We start from the raw sequence: 22756 nt of genomic DNA on the forward strand, positions 1-22756 counted from the left end.
CCGCCACGGGCCCGAGGAAATTCAGTTACAACAAGTAGGAATTAGTAACAAGGCCAGTTAAACCGAGTGTTTTCAAGCTTTGAAGGAGCGGGTGTCGGATCGGTCCGAGCCAATCCACTCACCCTTTCCTACTTCAAGCTCGCGCAGGCACCGGCAGCGGCGAAGACAGCAGGCGATTGTCGAGCAACCCCAAGCCTTCCTGAAACAGCTGGTTGCTGCGCTCGGTGTCGCCCAATTGGGCAAGCAGGCGAGCCAATTCGGCGCAGGCTTCGGGATTGCGCTGCACTTGCAGGCTGCTTTCCAGATAATCCCGCGCCTTGCCCCACAGACTGTTTTGCAGGCACAGACGGCCCAGCGTCAGCAACAGGCTGGCATCGCCTGGGTGGTCCTTGAGCCAGCCTTCGGCAAACTTCAATTGGCGCGCAGGATCACTGCCGCGCAACAGGCCGTACAACCGGATCAAGTGGCTGTCATAACCGCGCTTGAGAGCACCACGCAGCACTTCTTCGGCCTTGGCATCCGCGCCCAATCGACGCAGTTGGTCGGCATACGCCAACACCAGTTGTGGCTGTTGGCGCTGGGCAGCGGTCAGTTGCTCCCATGCGCGTTCCAAGGACTGCAACCCGGCTTCGCCTTGCTCTTCACGCTGGGCCGCCAGGCTCAGGTTCTCGCCCCAGGCGCGACGCTCCAGCTCGGCCAGTTCATTGGCGGGCAAGACTTTGTCCTTGCGCAGCTCAGGCAGCAGGCGAATCACAGACGACCAATCGCCACGCTGCTGATGCAGGCGTTGCAGTTGTCGCAGCACTTGCGCGTTATGCGGGTGACGCTCATGCATCGCCTGAAGAGTGACCAGCGCGCCTTCCGTATCACCTCGATCCATCTGCAATTGCGCGTGGCTCAAGGCAATGGCCAGTTCGGCCTGGGGCTGGCGCTCCAGAGCGCGCTCCAGCAAGCCGTCGGATTCCTCATAACGGCCCTGTTCATTAGCCGCACGGGCGGCACCGATGTAATACAGCAGCGGCTGACGCTCTGCTTCGGCGGCGCGGTGCAAGTGGCGCTCCGCACTGGCCCAACGTCCCTCGGCGAGGTCCATCTGGCCTTGCTCGATAGCGATCTGAACACGGCGGCTGCGATTGCGCCGTGACCAGGGGTTGACCACGCCACCGGATGTGGTGACCAGGCCCCACAACACGCGGACCAGATAAATCGCCAGGCCGATGGCAAACACCGCCACCAATGTCGCCCACAGGCTTGATTCGTAATGCAGCAGGTGAGGATAGGTAATCAACACGTAGCCGGTGTGCTTCGAAATGCCTACACCCAGGGCCAGGGCGAGCGCAATTGCGAGCACCAGGATCACATAGAAACGCTTCATCAGCTCTACTCCTGGGTCGCCGGTTTGCCAGCCGCGGCCTTGGCTTCGTCGGCCGACAGATGACGACGCTCAAGGTACGCCTGCACAGCGGCCAGGCTCGCGGCCAGGTCAGGCGTGACCACGGACACGGCCTTGGGCTCAAGCTCGGCAATGCGCGCCAGCATCGCCTTGCTCTGCGGGTTGTCCTGGTTGAAGTTGTCCTGCAACACGCTGCGCGCTTCCCCCAACGAGCGGCTGTAGACGGCCGCCTCGCCGTTAAGCGCAGCCCATTGGGCTTGCTCCAGTGCCAGGCTCAAGGCCAGGCGCACTTGGTTCAGGCCTTGGCCTGCCAGCAAGGGACGGATGTTGTCATCCGGGTTGAAGTCGATGCGGAAATAACGGGAGATCTGCTCCCACCACTGGCTCAACTGGTTCTGCGTATCGCTGGTGGGGCGCCCCTGGGAAGCAGGCTCCGTGAGCTGATACTCCGGGGCAATCGCCGCCAGTTGCACCACCTGGTCACGCAAGGCAGCCAATTGCAGGTACAGGCCGGTACGGTCCGGTTGCTCGGTGCTGCGCAGCGCGGCCAGGCTCTTGGCCAATTGCTCCCGTGCGGCGAAAGCCCCTGGGTCGCTCTGTTCGCGAAGAATCTCGTCGGCACCCTGGACCAGCGACTGGGCGCTGTTGATGTCTTGCAAGGCGGACAAACGCAAGCTGGCCAGACGGATCAGATGCTCGGCCTCGGCCAGGCGCCAGTCCTTGCGGCTGGCACCCAACACGGTTTCCAGACGCTGGTTGAGGCGCTGCTGATCTCCCTGCAACTGCGTGACCAGGCGGCGACGCTCTTCCAGCTCATCCGCACCCGGCAATTGCGCCAGGCGGGCGGCCAGCTGTTGCTGGCCTTGCTTGAGGCTCTGGGACTGGTCATCCAGGGTCTGCACCTGGCCCAGCTGGTGCTGGCTGCTGGCTTGCAGGGCACGGACCTGCCAGATCCCCCAGCCGCCGGCGGCTACGCCCGCAGCGCCCAACAGCAAGGCGACGACTGCCAGGCCATTGCCACGGCGTGGCGCGCTGACCGGTGTCTCGACCGGCGCATCAAGCGCGGGCTGAGCTTCATCTTTAGGCAAGGCTGTTTCGCTCACGTATCCGTCCTTTGCGTATCAGAGAGTGGGAACGGGATAGCTCCCTAACGCCACTAACAAAGCCGCGGCACTCGCGCCGCGACAATCCACAACTTTTTCTGCACCCGCGGCCCGCGCCATTTCACATACACGCGGGCTGGGCACGAACAACGGCAGCTGTGCCACCTCTGGCCAATCGGGGCCGGCTGACGCGTGCAGGTGTAAAAAACCCTGCCCACTGCTGACCACCAGGCCGTTCAAGCGTTCCAACTGGATGCGTTGCATCAACGCGCCCTTCTCATACACCGGAAGAAAACGCCGATACAATTCCAGGTAATCGACACTAGCACCTTGCTCGCGTAAACGCTCTGCCAGCAACTCACGCCCGCCCTCGCCGCGCAGGATCAACACCCGGCCGCCAGGCTGTGCAATAGCCTCGCGCAAGGCGGGCAGTTCAAGCAAGGCCTCGCTGTCGTCGCCAGTGGCGGGATAGTGAACCTTGAGGCCATGATCGGCCAGTATCTGTGCCGTCGCCGCGCCGACACTGAACCAGGGCATTGGCGGCACCCAGCCCCCCAACCGCTGCAACGCCAGGCGTGCAGCCGGCTTGCTCACCACGATGACGGCGCAATAGCGCGGCAGCGCGCCGAACACCGCGCGTTGCTCAGCGGTCACCGGCAACGCTTCGGTCTCCAGCAAAGGCAGGCAGCAGCTGTGAATGCCGCTCTTGGCCAATAACGCCGCCACGGCCGTCGACTCCTCGGCGGGCCGCGTCAGCAGCACTCGCCATTTGGTCACTGCGGGCCGGCCTCGCCATAGACTTTTTGCAAAATGGCACCCGCGCCTTTTTCCAGCAGTTCCTCGGCGACCTGAATCCCCAGGGCCGTGGCATCACGCTGCGGCCCACGCACCTCGGCGGTCAGCAGATTACCGCCGTCCGGATCACCGACCAGGCCACGCAGCCACAGGTTCTCACCTTCGAGTACGGCATAGCAGGCGATGGGCACTTGGCAGCCACCGTTGAGGTGTTTGTTCAAGGCACGCTCGGCGGTAACACGCACTTCGGTGTCCGCGTGATCGAGAGGCTTGAGCAGTGCGTGAATTTCGCTGTCGGCGGTGCGACATTCGATGCCGACTGCGCCCTGCCCGCCAGCGGGCAGGCTGTCTTCGACGCTGATGGCCGAGGTGATGCGGTCTTCGAAGCCCAGGCGGATCAGGCCGGCAGCGGCGAGGATGATCGCGTCGTATTCCCCGGCGTCCAGCTTGGCCAGGCGCGTGTTGACGTTGCCACGCAAAAAGCGGATCTGCAGGTCGGGACGCCGCGTCAGCAATTGGGCCTGGCGACGCAGGCTGGAGGTGCCGACGATACTGCCCAGCGGCAGCTCGTCCAGGGACGCGAAGGTGTTGGAAACGAAGGCGTCGCGCGGGTCTTCGCGCTCGCAGATACAAAAAAGGCCCAGGCCTTCAGGGAAGTCCATGGGCACGTCTTTCATCGAATGCACGGCGATGTCGGCTTCGTTGTCCAGCAGCGCAGTTTCCAATTCCTTGACGAACAGGCCCTTGCCGCCGATTTTCGACAGTGGCGAGTCCAGCAGCTTGTCGCCGCGACTGACCATGGGCACCAGGGAGACCTTGAGGCCGGGATGGGCCTGCTCAAGGCGTGCTTTGACGTATTCGGCCTGCCACAAGGCCAAGGCGCTTTTACGGGTGGCGATGCGGATTTCGCGAGAGGACATGGATCAATCCGTACTGAATAGATACGGCGGATAATAACAGCTCAGGCAAATACGCTTTGATTTGAATCAGCAAGTGCGGGGCCTCCCTGGCCACGTCGCACCGGCATAAGGAATGCAGACCGCGCCGCAGCCCTTGGGCTAAAGCTGCTGCATCATTTTGCGCACGCCAGCGACATGGCGTCGGCTGACAATCAACGCATCGCCATTGAGCCCCTTCAGGAATAGCTGAAAGTGCCCCAGGGGCGTGCGCTGCAGGCGCTCGATGCGTTCACGGGCGACCAGCGCGTTGCGATGAATGCGCACGAAACGCTCGCCAAACTCGTCTTCAAGCGCCTTGAGCGGCTCATCGAGCAACACCTCACCGGTCTCGTGGCGCAAGGTCACGTATTTGTGATCGGCAATAAAGTAGACCACCTGGCCGAGTGGGATCAGTTCGATGCCCTTGCGGGTACGCGCGCTGATATGGCTGCGTGGCCCGTTACCACTTTGCGCAGCCGGTTGCGTCAAGGCAGCCAGTTGGGCGCGGCTGGGACGCTCGGCTTTTTTCAAGGCTTTGAGCAAGGCTTCGGCAGTGGCCGGTTTGACGAGAAAACTGACACCGCTGTCTTCCAGCGCCTGTGCAGAAAACTCATCCTGCGCCGCACACAACACCACGGCAGGCGGCGATTCGCGTTCGCTCAAGCGGGCGGCGACCTGCAGGCCATCAAAGCCCGGCATGCGGATATCGAGCAGCACTACATCGGGCTTGTGGCTGTCGATCAGCGTCAACGCCTCCTCGCCGCTGGTGGCACTCGGTTCAAGGACTGTATAACCCTCGAGTTCACTGACCAGACGGCTCAGTCGCTCGCGGGCTTGGGGTTCGTCATCAACGATCAGGACATTCATATTGCGCTGGATTCCTGCGTGAGTCTCGCACAAGGATAGCGTAGACAGGTGCGGTGACTGACGTCACAGCGATCCACGCTAAGACTAGCGCGAGCGGCAAAAAGTGCCCTGAGAATGGCACCCAAATTTACCCGGACCTGTTCAATAGCGCCCAAGACCCGCTGCATTCGGGCATCGTCGTAGGGTTCACTGATAAACAATCCGAATACCCCCCTGTTTAATGGATAGTCTGGTTATGACCGCATCACCCGACTTTGGTGCATTCACACACTATCAGTCCAACTGTAGACGCTCACTGAGGCGACATTGCTCAATCGTCAAATATCGTTTCAATAAGTACCTGTCACCAGTCTCGTCCCGGATGCGATCGGCGGCAAGGCACTTAGCCATCTCTTACACAAATAAAATTGCCGACCACCCGCAGCACCGCCTCCACGGGCAACCCTGTTATGATCGCCGGCACACCTTCATGCCTCTTTTAAGCAGATCACGAGCGAATCCATGAGCACCGACAAGACCAACCAGTCCTGGGGCGGCCGCTTCAGTGAACCCGTCGACGCCTTCGTCGCGCGCTTCACCGCCTCCGTCACCTTCGATCAACGCCTGTACCGCCACGACATCATGGGCTCCATAGCCCACGCCACGATGCTGGCCAAGGTCGGCGTACTGACCGACGCCGAGCGTGACAGCATCATCGACGGCCTGACCACCATCCGCGGTGAGATCGAGGCAGGGACGTTCGACTGGCGCGTCGACCTCGAAGACGTGCACATGAACATCGAGGCACGTCTCACTGATCGCATCGGCGTGACCGGCAAAAAACTGCACACCGGCCGTAGCCGTAACGACCAGGTCGCCACCGATATCCGCCTGTGGCTGCGCGATGAGATCGACCTGATCCTGGGCGAAATCACCCGCCTGCAAAAAGGCTTGCTGGAGCAGGCCGAGCGTGAATCGGACACCATCATGCCCGGCTTCACCCACCTGCAGACCGCACAACCCGTGACCTTCGGCCACCACCTGCTGGCCTGGTTCGAAATGCTCAGCCGCGACTACGAACGCCTGGTCGATTGCCGCAAGCGCGCCAACCGCATGCCGCTGGGCAGCGCTGCACTGGCCGGCACCACCTACCCGATCGACCGTGAGTACACCGCACAACTGCTGGGCTTTGACGCCGTGGGCGGCAATTCTTTGGACGGCGTGTCGGACCGTGACTTCGCCATTGAATTCTGCGCCGCCGCCAGCATCGCGATGATGCACCTGTCGCGCTTCTCCGAAGAGCTGGTGCTATGGACCAGCGCGCAATTCCAGTTCATCGACCTGCCGGACCGCTTCTGCACCGGCAGCTCGATCATGCCGCAAAAGAAAAACCCCGACGTGCCAGAACTGGTGCGTGGCAAGAGCGGCCGTGTGTTTGGCGCGCTGATGGGCCTGCTGACCCTGATGAAAGGTCAACCACTGGCCTACAACAAGGACAACCAGGAAGACAAGGAACCGCTCTTCGACGCCGCCGACACCCTGCGCGACTCGCTGCGCGCCTTTGCCGACATGATCCCGGCGATCAAGCCCAAGCACGCGATCATGCGTGAAGCAGCACTGCGCGGGTTCTCCACCGCGACCGACCTGGCGGATTACCTGGTGCGCCGTGGCCTGCCGTTCCGTGACTGCCACGAAATCGTTGGCCACGCCGTGAAGTACGGCGTGGACACCGGCAAGGACCTTGCGGAAATGAGCCTGGAAGAACTGCGCCAGTTCAGCGACCAGATCGAGCAGGATGTGTTTGCCGTGCTGACCCTGGAAGGCTCGGTGAATGCCCGTAACCATGTGGGTGGCACTGCGCCGGCACAGGTCAAGGCGGCGGTCGTGCGCGGCAAAGAATTGCTCGCCAGCCGCTAAAAGCATCGCAGGCAAGCCAGCTCCCACACTTGATTGGGTTCACACATCAAAATGTGGGAGCGGGCTTGCCCGCGATGGCGCCCTTACAGATGCCAAAGGTTTATTTCTTGGCCGCAATCATCGCCATGAACGCCGGCATCGCCGCCTGCCTGTCCGCCTCTACCTTCTGCGCATTGGGCATCTCATTCAGGCGTGCCAACAATGCCTTCGCCTTCGGCAACTGCTCCAGCAGGTCCAGCCCAAACAGCTTCTCGCCCACACCGCAGGCCAGGTTCAGGCTGTACATGAAATACAGGTCCGCGAGGGTAAAGCTCTCCCCTCCCACATAAGGCGCAAACTTACCGTGCCGGCCTAACGTACCAATCCCAAGCAACAGCTCGGCCCTGGATTTTTCCTTGATCGCCTCCGGCACCGTCATGCCGAAAAAAGCCTCGGCGAAACACGCCCGCGCAGGCAGTTCGATGTACAGCTCGATCTCACGGCACAACGCCAACACCTGAGCCCGCGCAAACGGGTCGGCGGGCAACAGCGCCGGGCCTTCCTGGCTCTGCTCGAGGTATTCGAGGATGACGCTGGTTTCGTTGATGAACCCCTGCTTCACACCCAGCACCGGCACTTTGCCGCGGGGGCTTACCGCCAAAGCTTCGGGGGTTTGACCGGCATAAAAAGGCACCTCTTCGAAGGGCAGTCCTTTCTCCAACAGCGCCAGCTTGACCATGTTGTAGTAGTTGCTGACCGAAAATCCGTAAAGCTTGAGCATCACAAAGCCTCCAGGCCGGGTGTGGGGTTGGCTGCAAGAGTTATAGATCCTTGAGGTCACCCTGACCAGCAGCATCACCCACCTGAATGGGGGTAGACTGACGCCCTTTCCTTGAGGAGCCTGCCATGAGCGAGCCGACCGATATCGACAACGACGAAGAAGAATTCACCGAGACCACGCTGATCGAAGCCATCGAGAACCAGATAGAGAGCGATAACCCGCCAGCGGCCAAGGCTACGTTCAACAAACTGACCCTGGTGGGTTACGAGCGCGAAGATATCCTGAATCTGATGGCTCACGTGCTGGCGTTCGAGATCGATGCCATGCTCGAAGATGACCGCGCCTTCAATACCGAGTGGTATGAAACGGCACTGCGGGCACTGCCCGAGCTGCCGCCGGAAAAGGAATAACCCCGGCACGCAGCAACACGCTGGACAGTTCGGCAAAGTGCGTTCACCTTATGGCCTGCTAGCCTCTAATAAATTTTAGAAAGTCTGGAGTCCTTATGTCGTATACCCCTGAGTTGGTTGCCGAACTGGAAATCCTTGTACTCTTTCCCTTGGACAGCACCAAGGAAGGCTTGAAAGTCCATCAGACTGCCGCCCCTACTGCCATCGCCGCTGCCAAGCGCCTCCATGCCAAAGGGCTGATCGACCAACCGGACGGGGGCTACCTGACGAGCCTTGGCCGGGACGCTGCCGAGCAAGCCCAAACCCTGCTGACCATCCTCACCACTGCCAGCACCAAAGAAGCCGCCTGATACCTGATACGGCCCATGGAGTCCGCCGCCTGCGGATTCCGCGGGCATTGCTGTGCGGCATACAGAATTCTGACGCCAAAAAGCCATTTCCCTCTAAAACTCCTACGCTACTGTCTGTAAACTCCTGCATGGCCGCCCGCGTCGGGCCCTGCGAGCCAACGAGTTCGACATGACCCCCACCCATGAAATCCGCCCCGATCTGGACGAAGGCATCGACCGCAAGGTGCTGACCCAACTGCGCGCGCGTTTCATGACCCTCAATCAAGGCCGCATGTCCCGGGCCGTCGAGGGGCTGACGCCACGTCAGCAAAGCGTGCTGGCCTTGTTGCCGCTGTTTTTCCACGTCAATCACCCGCTCTTGCCGGGCTATGTCTCTAGCAGCACGCCGGCCGGGCTGTCGAATTTCGAACCGGACGCCCAGGCCCTGGCCGATGCCCAGCGCCTGACCCGTTCGTTCTCCTATAAACCGCGCCACGGCAACCCGCCTACGCCGATCCACGGCTTATTCCTGATGGGCAGCCTTGGCACCCTGGCCCAGGCCGATCAAAGCGATATGGACGTGTGGGTGTGCCACGCTCCCGACCTGAGCGAAACCGAGCTGGCCGAGCTGCGCAAAAAGTGCCAACTGCTGGAAACCTGGGCCTTGGGCATGGGCGCCGAAGCGCATTTCTTCCTGATCGACCCGACGCGCTTTGTGTTGGGTGATCGCGATACGCAACTGAGTTCCGACGACTGCGGCACCACCCAGCACTACCTGTTGTTGGATGAGTTCTATCGCACCGCGATCTGGCTGGCCGGACGCACGCCCATCTGGTGGCTGGTGCCGGTCTACGAAGAAAGCCGCTACGCCGAATTTACTCACACCCTGGTGTCCAAGCGTTTTATCCGCACCGATGAAACCCTCGACCTCGGCCATCTGGCTCATATTCCTCCGGGGGAGTTTATTGGTGCCGGGCTGTGGCAACTGTTCAAGGGCATCGAGTCGCCCTACAAGTCGGTGCTCAAGCTGCTGCTGACCGAGGTCTATGCCAGCGAACACCCGAACGTGCACTGCCTGAGCCTGCGCTTCAAACAGGCGGTGTTCAGCCATCAGGTAGACCTGGATGAGCTGGACCCGTACATCATGGTCTACCGCCGTATCGAGGAGTACCTCAAGGCCCGCAACGAGCTGGAGCGCCTGGAATTGGTGCGGCGCAGCCTGTACCTGAAGGTCAACCGCAAGCTCAGCGCCGGCCAGCGCACCGCCGGTTGGCAACGGCAGCTGCTGGAACGCCTGGCGCATGAGTGGGGCTGGGACACGCGTCAACTGGCCCTGCTGGACAGCCGCAGCCAATGGAAAGTGCGCCAGGTCGCCTCCGAGCGCCGTGCTCTGGTCAATGAGTTGAACTACAGCTACCGCTTCCTCACCCAGTTCACCCGCAGCGAACAGACCGCCAGCGCGGTCAATAAGCGCGAACTCAATGTACTGGGCCGCCGCTTGTACGCGGCGTTCGAGCGCAAGGCCGGCAAGGTCGAGTTCATCAACCCTGGCATCGCCCCTGACCTGGCCGAAGATACCTTGACTCTGGTGCAGTCGCCCAACCGCAAGGAGCCGGGCCAACACCATTGGGGCCTGTATAACGGCAACCTTACCGCTCTCGAATGGGAACACTTTGCACCGATCAAACGCAGCCGCGACCTGCTGGAAATGCTCACCTGGTGCCATCGCAACGGCGTGATCGACAGCAGCACCCGCCTGGCGCTGCACCCCGGCACCAGTGACATGACCGAGTTCGAGCTGTTCAACCTGCTGGGCAGCCTGCAACAGACCATCACCCTGCCCCTGGCCAGTGTCGACGAGGTCCGCTTGCTGCGCCCGGCAGTGCCAGAAGAGGTGCTGCTGCTGATCAACGTCGGGGTTGACCCGCTCAAGCATCATCGCGACCTGAATATCCTGATGACCACGGAGCGCACCGACTCCCTGAGCTATGCCGGCGTGCGCGACAACCTGGTGCTGACTCTGGACCAAGTCACACTCAACAGTTGGAACGAAGTAATGGTCAGCCGCTATGACGGCCCGCACGCCCTGCTCGACTGCCTGCGCGACTACCTCAACCAACTGCCATCGAACCATCTGCCACGCCTGCGAGTGCGTTGTTTTTGCCACAACCGGGCACAGTTCATTGCCCAGCGGGTGGAAGAGGTATTCGACACCGCGCAACATCTGTTGCTCGGCCAGGGCAATCATCGTTACCTGCTCCAGGTGCAGCAGCATTATCACGTCATGGAACTGGTACCGGGCCAAGCCACCCATGTATCACTGCCGAGTCAGGACGCGCTGATCGCTTACCTTAGCGAGGAGCTGGCCAGCTACAGCCCGTGGCACCTGGACGCCATGGCCTTGGAAGACCACGACCTGGCGCTGCTGCTGCCCATGGGCCAAGCCGAGTGTGTGCAGGTGTTCTACCGGGTCAATGAAGGCTTCGCCGACGTCTATGTGCTCGACGAATTCAACGCGCTCTGGCAACAGCGCTTGCCGTTTCATGATGAGCAAAGCCTCTTGGCCCCACTGCAACGCTTTTTACAATCGATCCTGTACCGCCGGGAAGCGCTATCGCACCTGGACACCCAGCAACCCGCGAGCGAGGTACAGATCCTGTACTACCAACTGTTGCCATCGGGCAACGGCCGGGCGCGGGGCGTGGAGCCACGACCGACCCCGCAAGACCCGGCCAACAAGGCGTTTTATGACGTGCAGGCCATCATCGGTAAGGGCGCGCCAGGCCAGGTAGGGATCACCCTGTACTGCAATCAGCGGGAGTTTTCCGAACTGGAATTTGGCGACCAGCTGTTTGCGGTGGTCGCCCGGGAGATCGTCGGGCAACGTCGGGAAACCGAGCGTTACCGCGGCTATATCACTGACCTGGATCTGTCGGGACTGCTCGGTGATGTACAAAGCCCAAGCAATCTGTACCTGCGCTATAAAGCCGAACTGGAACAGTCACTCAATGCGGCCTTGGATCAGGTTTAGAGCGGGAAGGCGCCGCCATCTTTGGGCTGGCCTTCGACGTTGAGCAATTCCAGCTTGAGGGTCTTGCCGCCTGGCGCCGGCCAGTCGATGTGCTGGCCCACTTGCAGGCCAAGCAATGCGCTGCCCACGGGCGCCATGATCGAAATCTTGCCTTCGTCGGCGTTCGCGTGCTTGGGGTAGACCAGCGTCAGGTGATAGTCATTGCCGCTGCTTTGTTCACGGCAATGCACGCTGGAATTCATGGTCACGACACCCGCAGGCACTTCATCGTGACCAACCACGTCTTCGGCGCGGTCGAGTTCGGCTTGCAACGCTTCGACGCCGGGAAACTCGTCGCCCAAGCGGTCGATCAGTTGCTCCAGACGCTGCACGTCAAGACGGGTAAGAATGATGGACGGTGCGGTGGTCATGATTCAGGCAGACTCCTTTTTTCTGCACAAAAAAGCAAAACCCCGCCAGGAAAAGGCGGGGTTCTCACGGACCTCGATGAATGGAGGTGTATCCGGACACTACCACAGCGACACAAATAAACAAGACGCCGTCAGGCGCTCGCCTTGCGCTGCTCGGCCTCGGCGCAGATCACCCGGCGCCGCGCATCGTCGGCAGAGCGCCATTCCCGGATGTCTTCCACATGGCGAAAGCAGCCAAGGCAGACTTTCCGCTCGTCCAGGCGACACAAACTGATACAAGGTGACGGCACCGCCGGGCTGACATTGCTGAACAGCGGCTTGGGCGGGCGTACGGCTACAGGCTCACTCACCATCAGATCTCGTCGAAATCCAGCTCGACGCCGGTGTATTCCTGAACCAGGCGCATAAGCATCTCACCCAGCAACTCTTCACTCTTGTCGCACTGCCATTTGCCGCTTTCTTCATCGTAGTCGAAGTGAACGCCACCGGAGCGCGCCGCCAGCCACAACTGACGCAGCGGCTCCTGGCGACTGAAGATCAATTGCTGGCCGCTCTCAAACTTGACCGTCAGCACACCGGCCGAGCTTTCCAGGTCCACGTCCAGGCCGCTGTCGTCGAAAATATCTTCCAGCTTCTCTTGGGTGGCATCCACCAGGTCGTGAAAACGGGCTTCGGTCAAACTCATTGTGGCAACCTCAAAAGTGTCTGGTTTTGCTCAAGCGCCGCACGATACGGGCGAGCTTCGCCGATTGCAAAGGATACTGATTTCATCACGGATGACGGTACGAAATATCCCCAGGCATCGTAGCGTGCTTCCCTACTGTCTCGGCAAACCCCCGCCGGACGGGTGGTGCGGCGCATAGGCAAGCTGGCGGGTGGTCGGTATACTCGGGCGCAATTAATGCATATTCAAGGATTTCGCCATGAAGCGCCTGATCTCTTCCCTTGCTGCGCTCGTCGCGGTCGCTTGCCTCGTTAGTGCCTGTGGCCAGAAAGGCCCGTTGTACCTGCCGGATGACAGCAAAGATCCAAACGAACAGGCGCAATCGTCGCAAAAGCCGTCAAAAGCCCATAAGCACGACACCTACTAAGTTAAGGGAAACTTATGGACGCTTTTAACTACCGGGACGGCGAGCTGTTCGCGGAAGGCGTGGCCTTGTCCGCGATTGCCCAGCGCTTCGGCACCCCGACCTATGTGTACTCGCGTGCGCATATCGAAGCTCAATACCGCTCGTTCACCGACGCTCTCGACGGCGTGCCGCACCTGGTGTGCTACGCAGTCAAGGCCAACTCCAACCTGGGTGTACTCAATGTCCTGGCGCGTCTTGGCGCTGGTTTTGACATCGTGTCCCGTGGCGAGCTGGAACGCGTACTGGCCGCCGGCGGCCAGGCGGACAAAATTGTCTTCTCTGGCGTCGGCAAGAGCCGCGAAGACATGCGCCGCGCCCTGGAAGTCGGCGTGCATTGCTTCAACGTCGAATCCACCGACGAGCTGGAGCGCCTGCAAATGGTCGCCGCCGAGATGGGTGTGCGTGCGCCGATCTCCCTGCGCGTCAATCCGGATGTCGACGCCGGCACCCACCCGTACATCTCCACCGGTCTCAAAGAAAACAAGTTCGGCATTGCCATCGCCGACGCCGAGGACGTGTACATCCGCGCCGCCCAACTGCCGAACCTGGAAGTGCTGGGTGTCGACTGCCATATCGGCTCGCAACTGACTACCCTGCCACCGTTCCTGGATGCCCTCGACCGCCTGCTGGCCTTGATCGACCGTCTGGGCGAGTGCGGCATCTACCTGCACCACATCGACCTCGGTGGTGGCGTGGGCGTGCGTTATCGCGATGAAGAGCCGCCGCTGATTGCCGACTATATCCAGGCCGTGCGCGAACGCATCGAAGGCCGCGACCTCACGCTGATGTTCGAGCCAGGCCGCTACATCGTCGCCAACGCAGGCGTGCTGCTGACCCAGGTCGAGTACCTCAAGCACACCGAGCACAAGGATTTTGCCATCGTCGATGCGGCGATGAACGACCTGATCCGCCCAGCGCTGTACCAAGCCTGGATGGATGTCACCGCCGTGAAGCCGCGTAAAAGCGACGCCCGCGCCTATGACATCGTCGGGCCCATCTGCGAGACCGGCGACTTCCTGGCCAAGGATCGTGAGTTGGCGCTTGAAGAGGGTGATTTGCTGGCCGTGCATTCGGCCGGTGCCTACGGGTTTGTCATGAGTTCCAACTACAACACCCGCGGGCGCACCGCCGAGGTGCTGGTGGACGGTGATCAAGCATTTGAAGTGCGTCGCCGCGAGACGGTAGCCGAGTTGTATGCTGGCGAAAGCCTGCTGCCGGAGTAAGCCATGCTGCTGCGTTTTACCAAGATGCACGGGCTGGGTAATGATTTCATGGTCCTCGACCTGGTCAGCCAGCACGCGCACATCCTGCCCAAGCACGCCAAACAGTGGGGCGACCGCCACACCGGGATCGGTTTCGACCAGTTGCTGCTGGTCGAGGCGCCGAGCAACCCGGAGGTGGATTTCCGTTACCGGATCTTCAACTCCGACGGTTCCGAAGTGGAACAGTGCGGCAACGGCGCTCGCTGCTTTGCGCGCTTTGTGCTCGACAAACGCCTGACTGCCAAACGCCAGATTCGCGTCGAAACCAAGGGCGGCGTGATCGAACTGGACATCCGTAATGATGGCCAGATCAGCGTCAACATGGGCGCGCCACGCCTGGTGCCGGCGGATATTCCGTTCCAGGCCACCGAGCAGGCCCTCAGTTACCCACTGGACGTGGATGGCAAAACCGTGGAGGTCGCCGCTGTGTCCATGGGCAACCCCCATGCGGTGCTGCGAGTCACCGACATCAATAACGCCCCCGTGCATGAACTGGGGCCGAAGATCGAACATCACCCGCGCTTTCCGGCACGGGTCAATGTGGGCTTCCTGCAGGTGATCGACCGTAACCGTGCGCAATTGCGCGTATGGGAACGCGGCGCCGGCGAAACCCAGGCTTGCGGCACCGGTGCTTGCGCCGCTGCCGTGGCCGCGATCAGCCAGGGGTGGATGGATTCGCCACTGTTGATCGACCTGCCCGGCGGACGTTTGTCCATCGAATGGGCAGGCCCTGGCCACCCGGTGATGATGACCGGGCCAGCCACGCGTGTATACGAAGGACAGGTCCGTCTATGAGTGAGCCAAGCTAATGACCGATAAGCCTCAAGTACCCGCACACGCTACCCCGAGTGAAAGCCTGGAGGCCGCTGCTGTCGCGGCATACCTTGAGGCTAACCCGGACTTCTTCGTCGAGCACGAAGAACTGCTGCCGGCCTTGCGCATTCCCCACCAGCGCGGCGATACCGTGTCGCTGGTGGAGCGGCAGATGAAGATCCTGCGCGAGCGCAACATTGAAATGCGCCACCGGCTCTCTCATCTGATGGACGTGGCCCGCGACAACGACCGCTTGTTCGACAAGACCCGCCGCCTGATTCTGGCCCTGATGGACGCAGCCAGCCTGGAAGAAACGGTGATCGCCGTGGAAGACAGCCTGCGCGAGGATTTCCAGGTGCCCTTCGTCAGCCTGATCCTGTTCAGCGATAACCCGATGCCGGTGGGGCGCTGGGTCACAGGTGGCGAAGCGCAGACGGCCATCGGTGGCCTGCTGTCCGAAGGCAAGACCGTCAGCGGCACCTTGCGCGAGCATGAGCTGGACTTCCTGTTTGGCGCCGAACAGCGCAAGCAGATCGGCTCTACGGCCGTTATCGCCCTCAGCCATCAAGGCTTGCACGGGGTATTGGCCATCGCCAGCCGCGACCCGGCGCACTACAAAAGCTCGGTGGGCACGTTGTTCCTGACCTATATCGCCGAAGTGCTGGGCCGCGTCCTGCCACGCCACACCACCACCCTGCGCGCGGTGCGCTGATCATGGAGCGGCAACTGGACGCTTACTGCGCTCACCTGCGCAATGAGCGCCAGGTGTCGTCCCACACGCTGGAAGCTTATCGGCGGGACTTGAACAAGGTCCTGGCCTATTGCGAAAAACAGCACGTCAGCAGTTGGAAGGCCCTGGATATCCAGGCCCTGCGCAGCCTGATCGCCCGGTTGCACCAACAGGGCCAATCCTCCCGCAGCCTGTCTCGCCTGCTATCGGCGGTGCGCGGCCTCTATCACTACCTCAATCGCGAAGGCCTGTGCGACCACGACCCGGCCAATGGCCTGTCACCGCCCAAAGGCGAACGGCGCCTGCCCAAGACCCTGGACACAGACCGCGCCCTGCAATTGCTCGACGGTGCCGTCGAGGATGACTTCCTGGCTCATCGCGACCAGGCAATCCTCGAGCTGTTCTATTCCTCGGGCCTGCGCCTGTCGGAGCTGACGGGGCTGAACCTCGATCAGCTGGACCTCGCCGATGGCCTGGTGCAAGTGCTCGGCAAAGGCAGCAAGACGCGCGTACTGCCCGTGGGCAGGAAAGCCCGCGAAGCCTTGCAGCTATGGCTGCCGCTACGTCTCTTGACCAACCCGGCAGACGATGCCGTGTTTGTCAGCCAGCAAGGCCGGCGCCTGGGGCCGCGGGCGATTCAACTGCGGGTCAAGGCTGCCGGCGAGCGCGAGCTGGGGCAGAATCTGCACCCGCACATGTTGCGTCATTCCTTTGCCAGCCACCTGCTCGAATCCTCCCAGGACCTGCGCGCCGTGCAGGAGCTGCTCGGGCACTCGGATATCAAGACCACGCAAATCTACACCCACCTCGACTTCCAGCACCTGGCAACGGTGTACGACAGCGCCCATCCACGGGCCAAACGCATCAAGGGCGGCGACTCATGAGTATCAAGCTGATCACCTTCGACCTGGACGACACCCTCTGGGACAACGTACCCGTCATCATCAGCGCCGAAGCGTCGATGCGCGACTGGCTGGCGACCCACGCGTCCAAGGTCGGCGAGCTGCCCCTTGAGCATTTTGCCAGCCTGCGCCAGCAGGTGCTGCAGCGTCATCCCGAACTCAAACACCGTATCAGCCTGCTGCGTCATCGCGTGTTGATCCATGCGTTCGAGGAGGCCGGTTATCCCCAGCCTGAGGCCACAGAGATGGCGGATGTCTGCTTCGAAGCGTTCATCCACGCACGCCACCAACTCACCGTGTTTCCGGAAGCCGAGCCGATGCTCAAGGCGCTGCGCCAGCACTTCCTGCTCGGCGTGATCACCAATGGCAATGCCGATGTGCAGCGTGTGGGTCTAGCGGACTACTTTCACTTTGCCCTGCGCGCTGAAGATATCGGCATCGCCAAGCCGGATGCACGGCTGTTTCATGAAGCACTGCAGCGTGGCGGTGTGGACGCCAGCGCGGCAGTGCATGTGGGCGATCATCCTGGGGATGACATCGCCGGCGCGCAGCAGGCGGGACTGCGGGCAGTGTGGTTCAACCCCACGGGCAAGGCCTGGGAGGGTGACAAGCGCCCGGATGCGCAAATTCGCAGCCTGACGGAGTTACCGCCACTGCTGAGTCGCTGGAGCTAACACTGACCCCAATGTGGGAGCTGGCTTGCCTGCGATAGCGGTGGATCAGTCAACACAGGGCTCTCAGATAGACCGCTATCGCAGGCAAGCCAGCTCCCACAGGGTATTGCAGCAAACCGGTAAATTGCTCCAGGCATGAAAAAGCCCGCAGCGACGGCGGGCTTTTTCTTACAAGCAGGAGGCAGACCTCAGATAGGTCGGCTGCCGTACTTGTTATCCGGCTTCTTCGGTGGATCAGCCACCACGTTGGCCTCGACTTCCTGCACTTTGCCGCCTTTAGCGAGGAACTCTTCCATCGCACGCGCCAGGGCATCGCGCTCTTTGTTCTTGGCTTCAACGCTCGGCAACTCGTCTACCGACACAGCCGCCTTGGCTTTGCCTTTGGCTTTGGGAGCCGCGTCATCGCCAACACTGTCATCGACGTCCTCAGCAACGTCTTCGGCCGCAACTTCAAGACCGTCTTCGGTGTCGTCTTCATCACCTACTTCGAGGTCGTCTTGTTCCAGATCATCGTCGCTCATGTTCTACCTCATGACTTGCGAAAAGCAGATTAGTTATAGCCCAGCTTCACCCTCTGTCGAGGTTGCCGGAAAAAAATCAACATCCACTGGATCACCAGTGGCTTACGCCCCTTCACCATGCAAGGTGGCGAGGACTTTACGAGCACCGCCATGATCACGGTGCTCGCCCAGATAAACACCTTGCCAGGTCCCTATCGCCAAGCGGCCGGCCTTGACCGGCAAACTCAGCTGGCAACCCAGCAGACTGGCCTTGAAGTGCGCCGGCAGATCATCCGGACCTTCGTCGTTATGTTCAAACCCTGCGCGACCTTGTGGCACCAGCAGGTTGAAAAAACGCTCGAAGTCACGGCGAACCGCCGGGTCGGCATTCTCGTTGACGGTCAACGAGGCCGAGGTGTGCTGCAGCCACAGATGCAACAGGCCCACACGGCACGCCCTCAATTCAGGCAAGCCGGCAAGCAACTCGTCCGTTACCAAGTGAAAGCCCCGGGGCTTGGCCCGCAGGGTAATCATGGTCTGTTGCCACATACAGTTCTCCGCCCATCGGCGCGCATTCTAGCGCGCTCTGGGAAAAAACAAAGTGCCTAATACGCCTTCATGCCTGTAAGACATTTGCACCCTTAAAAGTGCAGTGTGGATCCCATCACAAAGTCGATAAAAAACCCATGCACCTTTAGCCACAGACAAACGCCGGGCAAAAAAATGCCCGGCAAGCCGGGCATGTTTTTTTCGCGTAGTTACAAGTTGTAGCCGCGCTCGTTGTGTTGCGCCAGGTCGAGGCCGACCGCCTCTTCTTCTTCGGTGACACGCAGGCCCATGACCATGTCGAGCACCTTGAGGATGACGTAGGTCACAATCGCCGTGTAGATCACGGTGAAGCCCACGCCTTTGCACTGGATCCAGACCTGGGCCGCGATGTCGGTCACGGTGCCGAAGCCGCCCAGAGCAGGAGCTGCGAACACACCGGTGAGGATCGCACCGACGATACCGCCAATACCGTGCACGCCGAAGGCGTCCAGGGAGTCGTCATAACCCAGCTTGCGCTTGAGGCTGGTCGCGCAGAAGAAGCACACCACACCGGCGACCAGACCAATCACCAGGGCGCCCATCGGGCCCACGGTGCCAGCCGCTGGTGTCACGGCGACGAGGCCGGCGACCACGCCCGAGGCGATACCCAGTGCGCTTGGCTTGCCGTGGGTGATCCACTCGGCAAACATCCAGCCCAGGGCCGCAGCTGCGGTAGCGATTTGAGTTACCAGCATCGCCATGCCCGCGGTGCCGTTGGCCGCCGCAGCGGAACCGGCGTTGAAGCCAAACCAGCCGATCCACAGCATGGCCGCGCCCACCAGGGTATAGCCCAGGTTATGCGGGGCCATCGGGGTGGTGGGGAAGCCTTTGCGCTTGCCGAGCACGATGCACGCCACCAGGCCAGCCACACCTGCGTTGATGTGCACAACGGTGCCGCCAGCGAAGTCCAGCACGCCCCAGTCCCACATCAGGCCGCCATTGCCGCTCCAGACCATGTGCGCAATCGGCGCATAGACCAGGGTGAACCAGATAGCCATGAAGATCAGCATCGCGGAGAACTTCATACGCTCAGCGAAAGCACCGACGATCAGCGCAGGAGTAATGATGGCAAAGGTCATCTGGAAGGTGATGAACACGGCTTCCGGAAACAGCGCCGCCGGCCCGGTGATGCTGGCCGGGGTGACACCCGCCAGGAACGCCTTGCCCATGCCGCCGAAGAAGGAATTGAAGTTGACCACACCTTGTTCCATACCGGTGGTATCGAACGCGATGCTGTAGCCGTAGACGACCCACAGGATGCTGATCAGGCCAGTGATGGCGAAACACTGCATCATCACCGACAGAATATTCTTGGAGCGGACCATGCCGCCGTAGAACAGCGCCAGGCCAGGGATGGTCATGAACAGCACCAGCGCGGTGGCGGTAAGCATCCAGGCGGTGTCGCCGGAATTGAGGACTGGAGCAGCCACTTCATCTGCCGCCATGGCCAGGCTTGGCATTACGATGGACAGCAGGGCTCCGAGCCCTGCGAATTTACGCAGAGTCATATTGTTTTCTCCTGGGGCGTTGGGGTTTGGCGGCTTAGATTGCGTCGGTATCGGTTTCGCCGGTACGGATGCGAATAGCCTGTTCCAGATTGACCACGAAGATCTTGCCGTCACCGATCTTGCCGGTGTTGGCCGCCTTGGTTATCGCCTCGATAACCCGGTCAAGATCCTTGTCGTCAATGGCGACATCGATCTTCACCTTCGGCAGGAAATCGACCACGTATTCCGCGCCGCGATACAGCTCGGTATGACCCTTCTGCCGACCGAAGCCCTTGACCTCAGTAACGGTAATGCCCTGCACGCCGATCTCGGACAGTGACTCGCGTACATCGTCCAACTTGAACGGCTTGATGATGGCAGTGACTAGCTTCATGAAAACTCTCTCCCGAATTTGGTGGACTTGCCCCAGGAAAACAAACCCGTCTCAAGTCTAAGCGCAGTGCCTGGCTTTGTAACGCATCGTCGCCTCGGCATTTGCCGTCGCGACGCCAGCGAACCACTGGTGACGAGCCCTGTACCCCGGATCCGTCGGCGCACTGCATTCGTCACAGCGACTGCATCAGTGCATGGGTCATGATCGTCTAAGCAGAAACCTTGCCAGCTCCGTAAAAACCAACGAAATCAATCCTTTGCCCGCTTATGCCCACCTACGGGGCGCCTGCGCGGCCGCAATGCGCATCAAAACAGTGCGCAGCCGCCCGCCCCAATGCGCGAAAACCGTGCGCAGCGGGGCGTGAAAATGACTATAGACGCTGCGTGGTACACTGCCGGCCAACTGTTTTCCGGAATATGTCCAATGCTCGCGCCCAAAGACTTCCTCGACGCCCTGAGCGGCCACGCCTCTCGCCTGTTCAGCGGCGACACCCCGCTGCCCCGCAATGAAATCGAAAGCCAGTTCAAGGCTTTGCTACAGAGTGGTTTCAGCAAGCTCGACCTGGTCAGCCGGGAAGAGTTTGACAGCCAGATGGTGGTGCTGGCCCGCACACGTGCGCGGCTGGAGAGCCTGGAGGCGAAGGTGGCTGAACTTGAAGCACGGTTGGCGCCACCTTCTGCTGAGTGAACGCGATTGTTGTGGGAGCTGGCTTGCCTGCTCCCACACTTGTTTTGCGCTGCCGCCCGGATACGTTCTGTAAAACCTCCCCGCCCCGCTCCATCCCACCTCGTCTACCCTTGAAAAAACCGCAGGAAGCGGCCCTCCCATTCAAGGAACGAGCATGTCCCTCGCCATCGTCCACAGCCGCGCTCAGGTGGGTGTAGAAGCCCCCGCCGTCACCGTCGAGGTGCACATGGCCAATGGCCTGCCGTCTCTCACTCTGGTGGGTTTGCCCGAAACTGCAGTGAAGGAAAGCAAGGATCGCGTGCGCAGCGCCATCCTCAACTCGGCGCTGCAATATCCGGCCCGCCGCATCACACTCAATCTCGCGCCTGCCGACCTGCCCAAGGACGGCGGGCGTTTTGATCTGGCGATCGCCCTGGGCATCCTGGCAGCCAGTGTGCAAGTGCCGGCGTTGATGCTCGATGACGTGGAATGCCTTGGGGAATTGGCGCTGTCCGGCGAGGTGCGCGCGGTGAAGGGGGTGTTGCCGGCCGCGCTGGCGGCGCGCAAGGCCGGGCGCACCGTGATAGTGCCGCGCGCCAATGCCGAGGAGGCGTGCCTGGCGTCGGGGTTGAAGGTGATTGCGGTGGATCACTTGCTGCAAGTGGTGGCGCACCTGAATGGGCATGTACCGATTGAGCCCTACGCGTCCGACGGTTTGCTGTACCTGAACAAACCTTACCCGGACCTGAGTGAAGTACAGGGCCAACTCGCGGCCAAGCGAGCATTGCTGATCGCGGCGGCGGGCGCGCATAACCTGTTGTTCAGCGGACCACCGGGCACCGGCAAGACTTTACTGGCCAGCCGGCTACCGGGCTTGCTGCCGCCGTTGAGCGAGCAGGAAGCGCTGGAAGTGGCCGCAATCCAATCCGTGGTCAGCCTGGCACCGCTGAGCCATTGGCCAAACCGCCCGTTTCGCCAGCCGCACCACTCGGCATCCGGGCCGGCGCTGGTGGGTGGCGGCTCGAAGCCACAACCGGGTGAAATCACCCTGGCTCATCACGGGGTGTTGTTCCTGGATGAACTGCCAGAGTTCGATCGCAAGGTACTGGAGGTGCTGCGCGAGCCATTGGAGTCGGGGCACATCGTGATCTCCCGAGCCCGTGACCGGGTGAGCTTCCCGGCGCGCTTTCAACTGGTCGCGGCAATGAACCCCTGCCCTTGCGGCTACATGGGCGAACCCAGTGGGCGTTGCCGGTGTACGCCGGAACAGATCCAGCGCTATCGCAACAAGCTCTCCGGGCCGCTGCTGGACCGGATTGATTTGCACCTGACAGTCGCGCGAGAAGTCACTGCGCTGAGCCCCGCCCAACAAGCCGGTGATACCACCGCGCAAGCGTCCGCTCAGGTGGCGCAAGCCCGGGAACGCCAGCACCAACGCCAGGGTTGCGCCAATGCATTCCTCGATCTGCCCCGGCTGCGCGAACACTGCCAGTTGGCCAAAGCCGATGAAAGCTGGCTGGAAAGCGCGTGTGAGCGGCTGACATTATCACTGCGCGCAGCCCATCGATTGCTCAAGGTGGCTCGCACCCTGGCGGACCTTGAGCAAGTGGAAGGCATCGCCCGCCATCATTTGGCGGAGGCCTTGCAGTACCGACCAGCCGCAAATGGCTAGCACTTG

General features: G+C 61.3%; 25 protein-coding genes. 12 read left to right on the top strand and 13 right to left on the bottom strand.

The window, feature by feature from the left end:
* Positions 1-133 precede the first annotated feature (133 nt).
* From JJD66_RS00370 to JJD66_RS00385, 5 genes are all read right to left on the bottom strand, one after another.
* On the bottom strand, positions 134-1375 hold the full coding sequence (locus tag JJD66_RS00370; RefSeq protein WP_198715845.1) for a heme biosynthesis protein HemY: 1242 nt from the start codon (positions 1373-1375) through the stop codon (positions 134-136).
* Between the two features lie 5 nt (positions 1376-1380).
* Entirely contained in the window at positions 1381-2496 is a 1116-nt protein-coding gene (locus tag JJD66_RS27940) for a uroporphyrinogen-III C-methyltransferase (RefSeq protein ID WP_034129042.1), read from the bottom strand.
* Between the two features lie 18 nt (positions 2497-2514).
* Positions 2515-3273 carry a uroporphyrinogen-III synthase gene (locus JJD66_RS27945; protein WP_325167068.1) on the bottom strand — a complete coding sequence of 253 codons (759 nt, stop codon included), beginning with the start codon at positions 3271-3273 and terminating at the stop codon, positions 2515-2517.
* A complete protein-coding gene (gene hemC, locus JJD66_RS00380; RefSeq protein ID WP_060766321.1) occupies positions 3270-4211 on the bottom strand; it encodes a hydroxymethylbilane synthase in 942 nt (313 codons plus the stop codon). The genes JJD66_RS27945 and hemC overlap by 4 nt, the downstream gene beginning before the upstream one ends.
* Positions 4212-4349: 138 nt before the next feature.
* Positions 4350-5096: a LytR/AlgR family response regulator transcription factor gene (locus JJD66_RS00385; RefSeq protein WP_003195394.1), complete on the bottom strand. Its 747-nt coding sequence runs from the start codon at positions 5094-5096 to the stop codon at positions 4350-4352.
* Between the two features lie 501 nt (positions 5097-5597).
* Here JJD66_RS00385 and argH point away from each other — a divergent pair.
* On the top strand, positions 5598-6992 hold the full coding sequence (gene argH / locus JJD66_RS00390) for an argininosuccinate lyase (RefSeq protein ID WP_003195396.1): 1395 nt from the start codon (positions 5598-5600) through the stop codon (positions 6990-6992).
* 100 nt (positions 6993-7092) lie between these two features.
* On the opposite strand, the gene JJD66_RS00395 is transcribed toward argH, so the two are convergent.
* Positions 7093-7752, bottom strand: coding sequence for a glutathione S-transferase family protein (locus JJD66_RS00395; RefSeq protein ID WP_200647398.1), 660 nt, complete (start codon positions 7750-7752; stop codon positions 7093-7095).
* 125 nt (positions 7753-7877) lie between these two features.
* On the opposite strand from JJD66_RS00395, the gene JJD66_RS00400 reads away from it, so the two are divergent.
* The 3 genes from JJD66_RS00400 (at position 7878) to JJD66_RS00410 (ending at position 11522) form a co-directional block, all read left to right on the top strand.
* Positions 7878-8162 (top strand): hypothetical protein, encoded by a 285-nt coding sequence (locus JJD66_RS00400; RefSeq protein WP_014720450.1) that lies wholly within the window; start codon positions 7878-7880, stop codon positions 8160-8162.
* Positions 8163-8257: 95 nt separating this feature from the next.
* Positions 8258-8512 carry a TIGR02647 family protein gene (locus tag JJD66_RS00405; protein ID WP_003195403.1) on the top strand — a complete coding sequence of 85 codons (255 nt, stop codon included), beginning with the start codon at positions 8258-8260 and terminating at the stop codon, positions 8510-8512.
* 169 nt (positions 8513-8681) lie between these two features.
* Entirely contained in the window at positions 8682-11522 is a 2841-nt protein-coding gene (locus tag JJD66_RS00410) for a class I adenylate cyclase (protein ID WP_200647399.1), read from the top strand.
* Here the strand turns inward: JJD66_RS00410 and rnk are convergent.
* The 3 genes from rnk to cyaY all read right to left on the bottom strand — a co-directional run bounded on the left by rnk (position 11519) and on the right by cyaY (position 12617).
* On the bottom strand, positions 11519-11932 hold the full coding sequence (gene rnk / locus JJD66_RS00415; RefSeq protein WP_200647400.1) for a nucleoside diphosphate kinase regulator: 414 nt from the start codon (positions 11930-11932) through the stop codon (positions 11519-11521). The genes JJD66_RS00410 and rnk overlap by 4 nt on opposite strands.
* A gap of 131 nt (positions 11933-12063) precedes the next feature.
* Complete coding sequence (locus JJD66_RS00420) at positions 12064-12285, bottom strand: DUF1289 domain-containing protein (RefSeq protein WP_215908744.1); 222 nt, start codon at positions 12283-12285, stop codon at positions 12064-12066.
* Complete coding sequence (gene cyaY / locus JJD66_RS00425) at positions 12285-12617, bottom strand: iron donor protein CyaY (RefSeq protein WP_034129050.1); 333 nt, start codon at positions 12615-12617, stop codon at positions 12285-12287. Before cyaY ends, JJD66_RS00420 begins: the two co-directional genes overlap by 1 nt.
* 238 nt (positions 12618-12855) lie before the next feature.
* On the opposite strand from cyaY, the gene lptM reads away from it, so the two are divergent.
* Genes lptM through JJD66_RS00455 form a run of 6 tightly spaced genes read left to right on the top strand, consistent with a single transcriptional unit; the run spans position 12856 to position 17443 of the window.
* Entirely contained in the window at positions 12856-13023 is a 168-nt protein-coding gene (lptM, locus tag JJD66_RS00430; protein ID WP_003195417.1) for an LPS translocon maturation chaperone LptM, read from the top strand.
* A gap of 14 nt (positions 13024-13037) precedes the next feature.
* Positions 13038-14285 carry a diaminopimelate decarboxylase gene (gene lysA, locus JJD66_RS00435; RefSeq protein ID WP_198715850.1) on the top strand — a complete coding sequence of 416 codons (1248 nt, stop codon included), beginning with the start codon at positions 13038-13040 and terminating at the stop codon, positions 14283-14285.
* A 3-nt stretch (positions 14286-14288) separates the two neighbouring features.
* Positions 14289-15119: a diaminopimelate epimerase gene (dapF, locus tag JJD66_RS00440; protein ID WP_060766884.1), complete on the top strand. Its 831-nt coding sequence runs from the start codon at positions 14289-14291 to the stop codon at positions 15117-15119.
* 13 nt (positions 15120-15132) lie between these two features.
* Positions 15133-15849, top strand: coding sequence for a DUF484 family protein (locus JJD66_RS00445; RefSeq protein WP_054896015.1), 717 nt, complete (start codon positions 15133-15135; stop codon positions 15847-15849).
* A gap of 2 nt (positions 15850-15851) precedes the next feature.
* Positions 15852-16751, top strand: a complete 900-nt coding sequence (xerC, locus tag JJD66_RS00450; protein WP_014720459.1) for a tyrosine recombinase XerC — start codon at positions 15852-15854, stop codon at positions 16749-16751.
* The gene (locus tag JJD66_RS00455) at positions 16748-17443 is read left to right on the top strand and encodes an HAD family hydrolase (RefSeq protein WP_198715851.1); all 696 of its coding nucleotides are present in this window, start codon (positions 16748-16750) and stop codon (positions 17441-17443) included. Before xerC ends, JJD66_RS00455 begins: the two co-directional genes overlap by 4 nt.
* Before the next feature lie 188 nt (positions 17444-17631).
* On the opposite strand, the gene sutA is transcribed toward JJD66_RS00455, so the two are convergent.
* The 4 genes from sutA to glnK all read right to left on the bottom strand — a co-directional run bounded on the left by sutA (position 17632) and on the right by glnK (position 20412).
* Entirely contained in the window at positions 17632-17964 is a 333-nt protein-coding gene (sutA, locus tag JJD66_RS00460; protein WP_014720461.1) for a transcriptional regulator SutA, read from the bottom strand.
* A gap of 102 nt (positions 17965-18066) precedes the next feature.
* Positions 18067-18492, bottom strand: a complete 426-nt coding sequence (locus JJD66_RS00465; RefSeq protein ID WP_200647401.1) for a secondary thiamine-phosphate synthase enzyme YjbQ — start codon at positions 18490-18492, stop codon at positions 18067-18069.
* Between the two features lie 209 nt (positions 18493-18701).
* Positions 18702-20039, bottom strand: a complete 1338-nt coding sequence (locus tag JJD66_RS00470) for an ammonium transporter (RefSeq protein WP_020302863.1) — start codon at positions 20037-20039, stop codon at positions 18702-18704.
* Between the two features lie 34 nt (positions 20040-20073).
* The gene (glnK, locus tag JJD66_RS00475) at positions 20074-20412 is read right to left on the bottom strand and encodes a P-II family nitrogen regulator (RefSeq protein ID WP_002555808.1); all 339 of its coding nucleotides are present in this window, start codon (positions 20410-20412) and stop codon (positions 20074-20076) included.
* A gap of 423 nt (positions 20413-20835) precedes the next feature.
* On the opposite strand from glnK, the gene JJD66_RS00480 reads away from it, so the two are divergent.
* A complete protein-coding gene (locus tag JJD66_RS00480) occupies positions 20836-21099 on the top strand; it encodes an accessory factor UbiK family protein (protein WP_034129057.1) in 264 nt (87 codons plus the stop codon).
* 154 nt (positions 21100-21253) lie between these two features.
* Positions 21254-22750, top strand: a complete 1497-nt coding sequence (locus JJD66_RS00485) for a YifB family Mg chelatase-like AAA ATPase (RefSeq protein WP_200647402.1) — start codon at positions 21254-21256, stop codon at positions 22748-22750.
* Positions 22751-22756: the final 6 nt, after the last annotated feature.

This window comes from Pseudomonas sp. MF6751, assembly GCF_016613265.1.
GTDB lineage: Bacteria > Pseudomonadota > Gammaproteobacteria > Pseudomonadales > Pseudomonadaceae > Aquipseudomonas > Aquipseudomonas fluorescens_BV.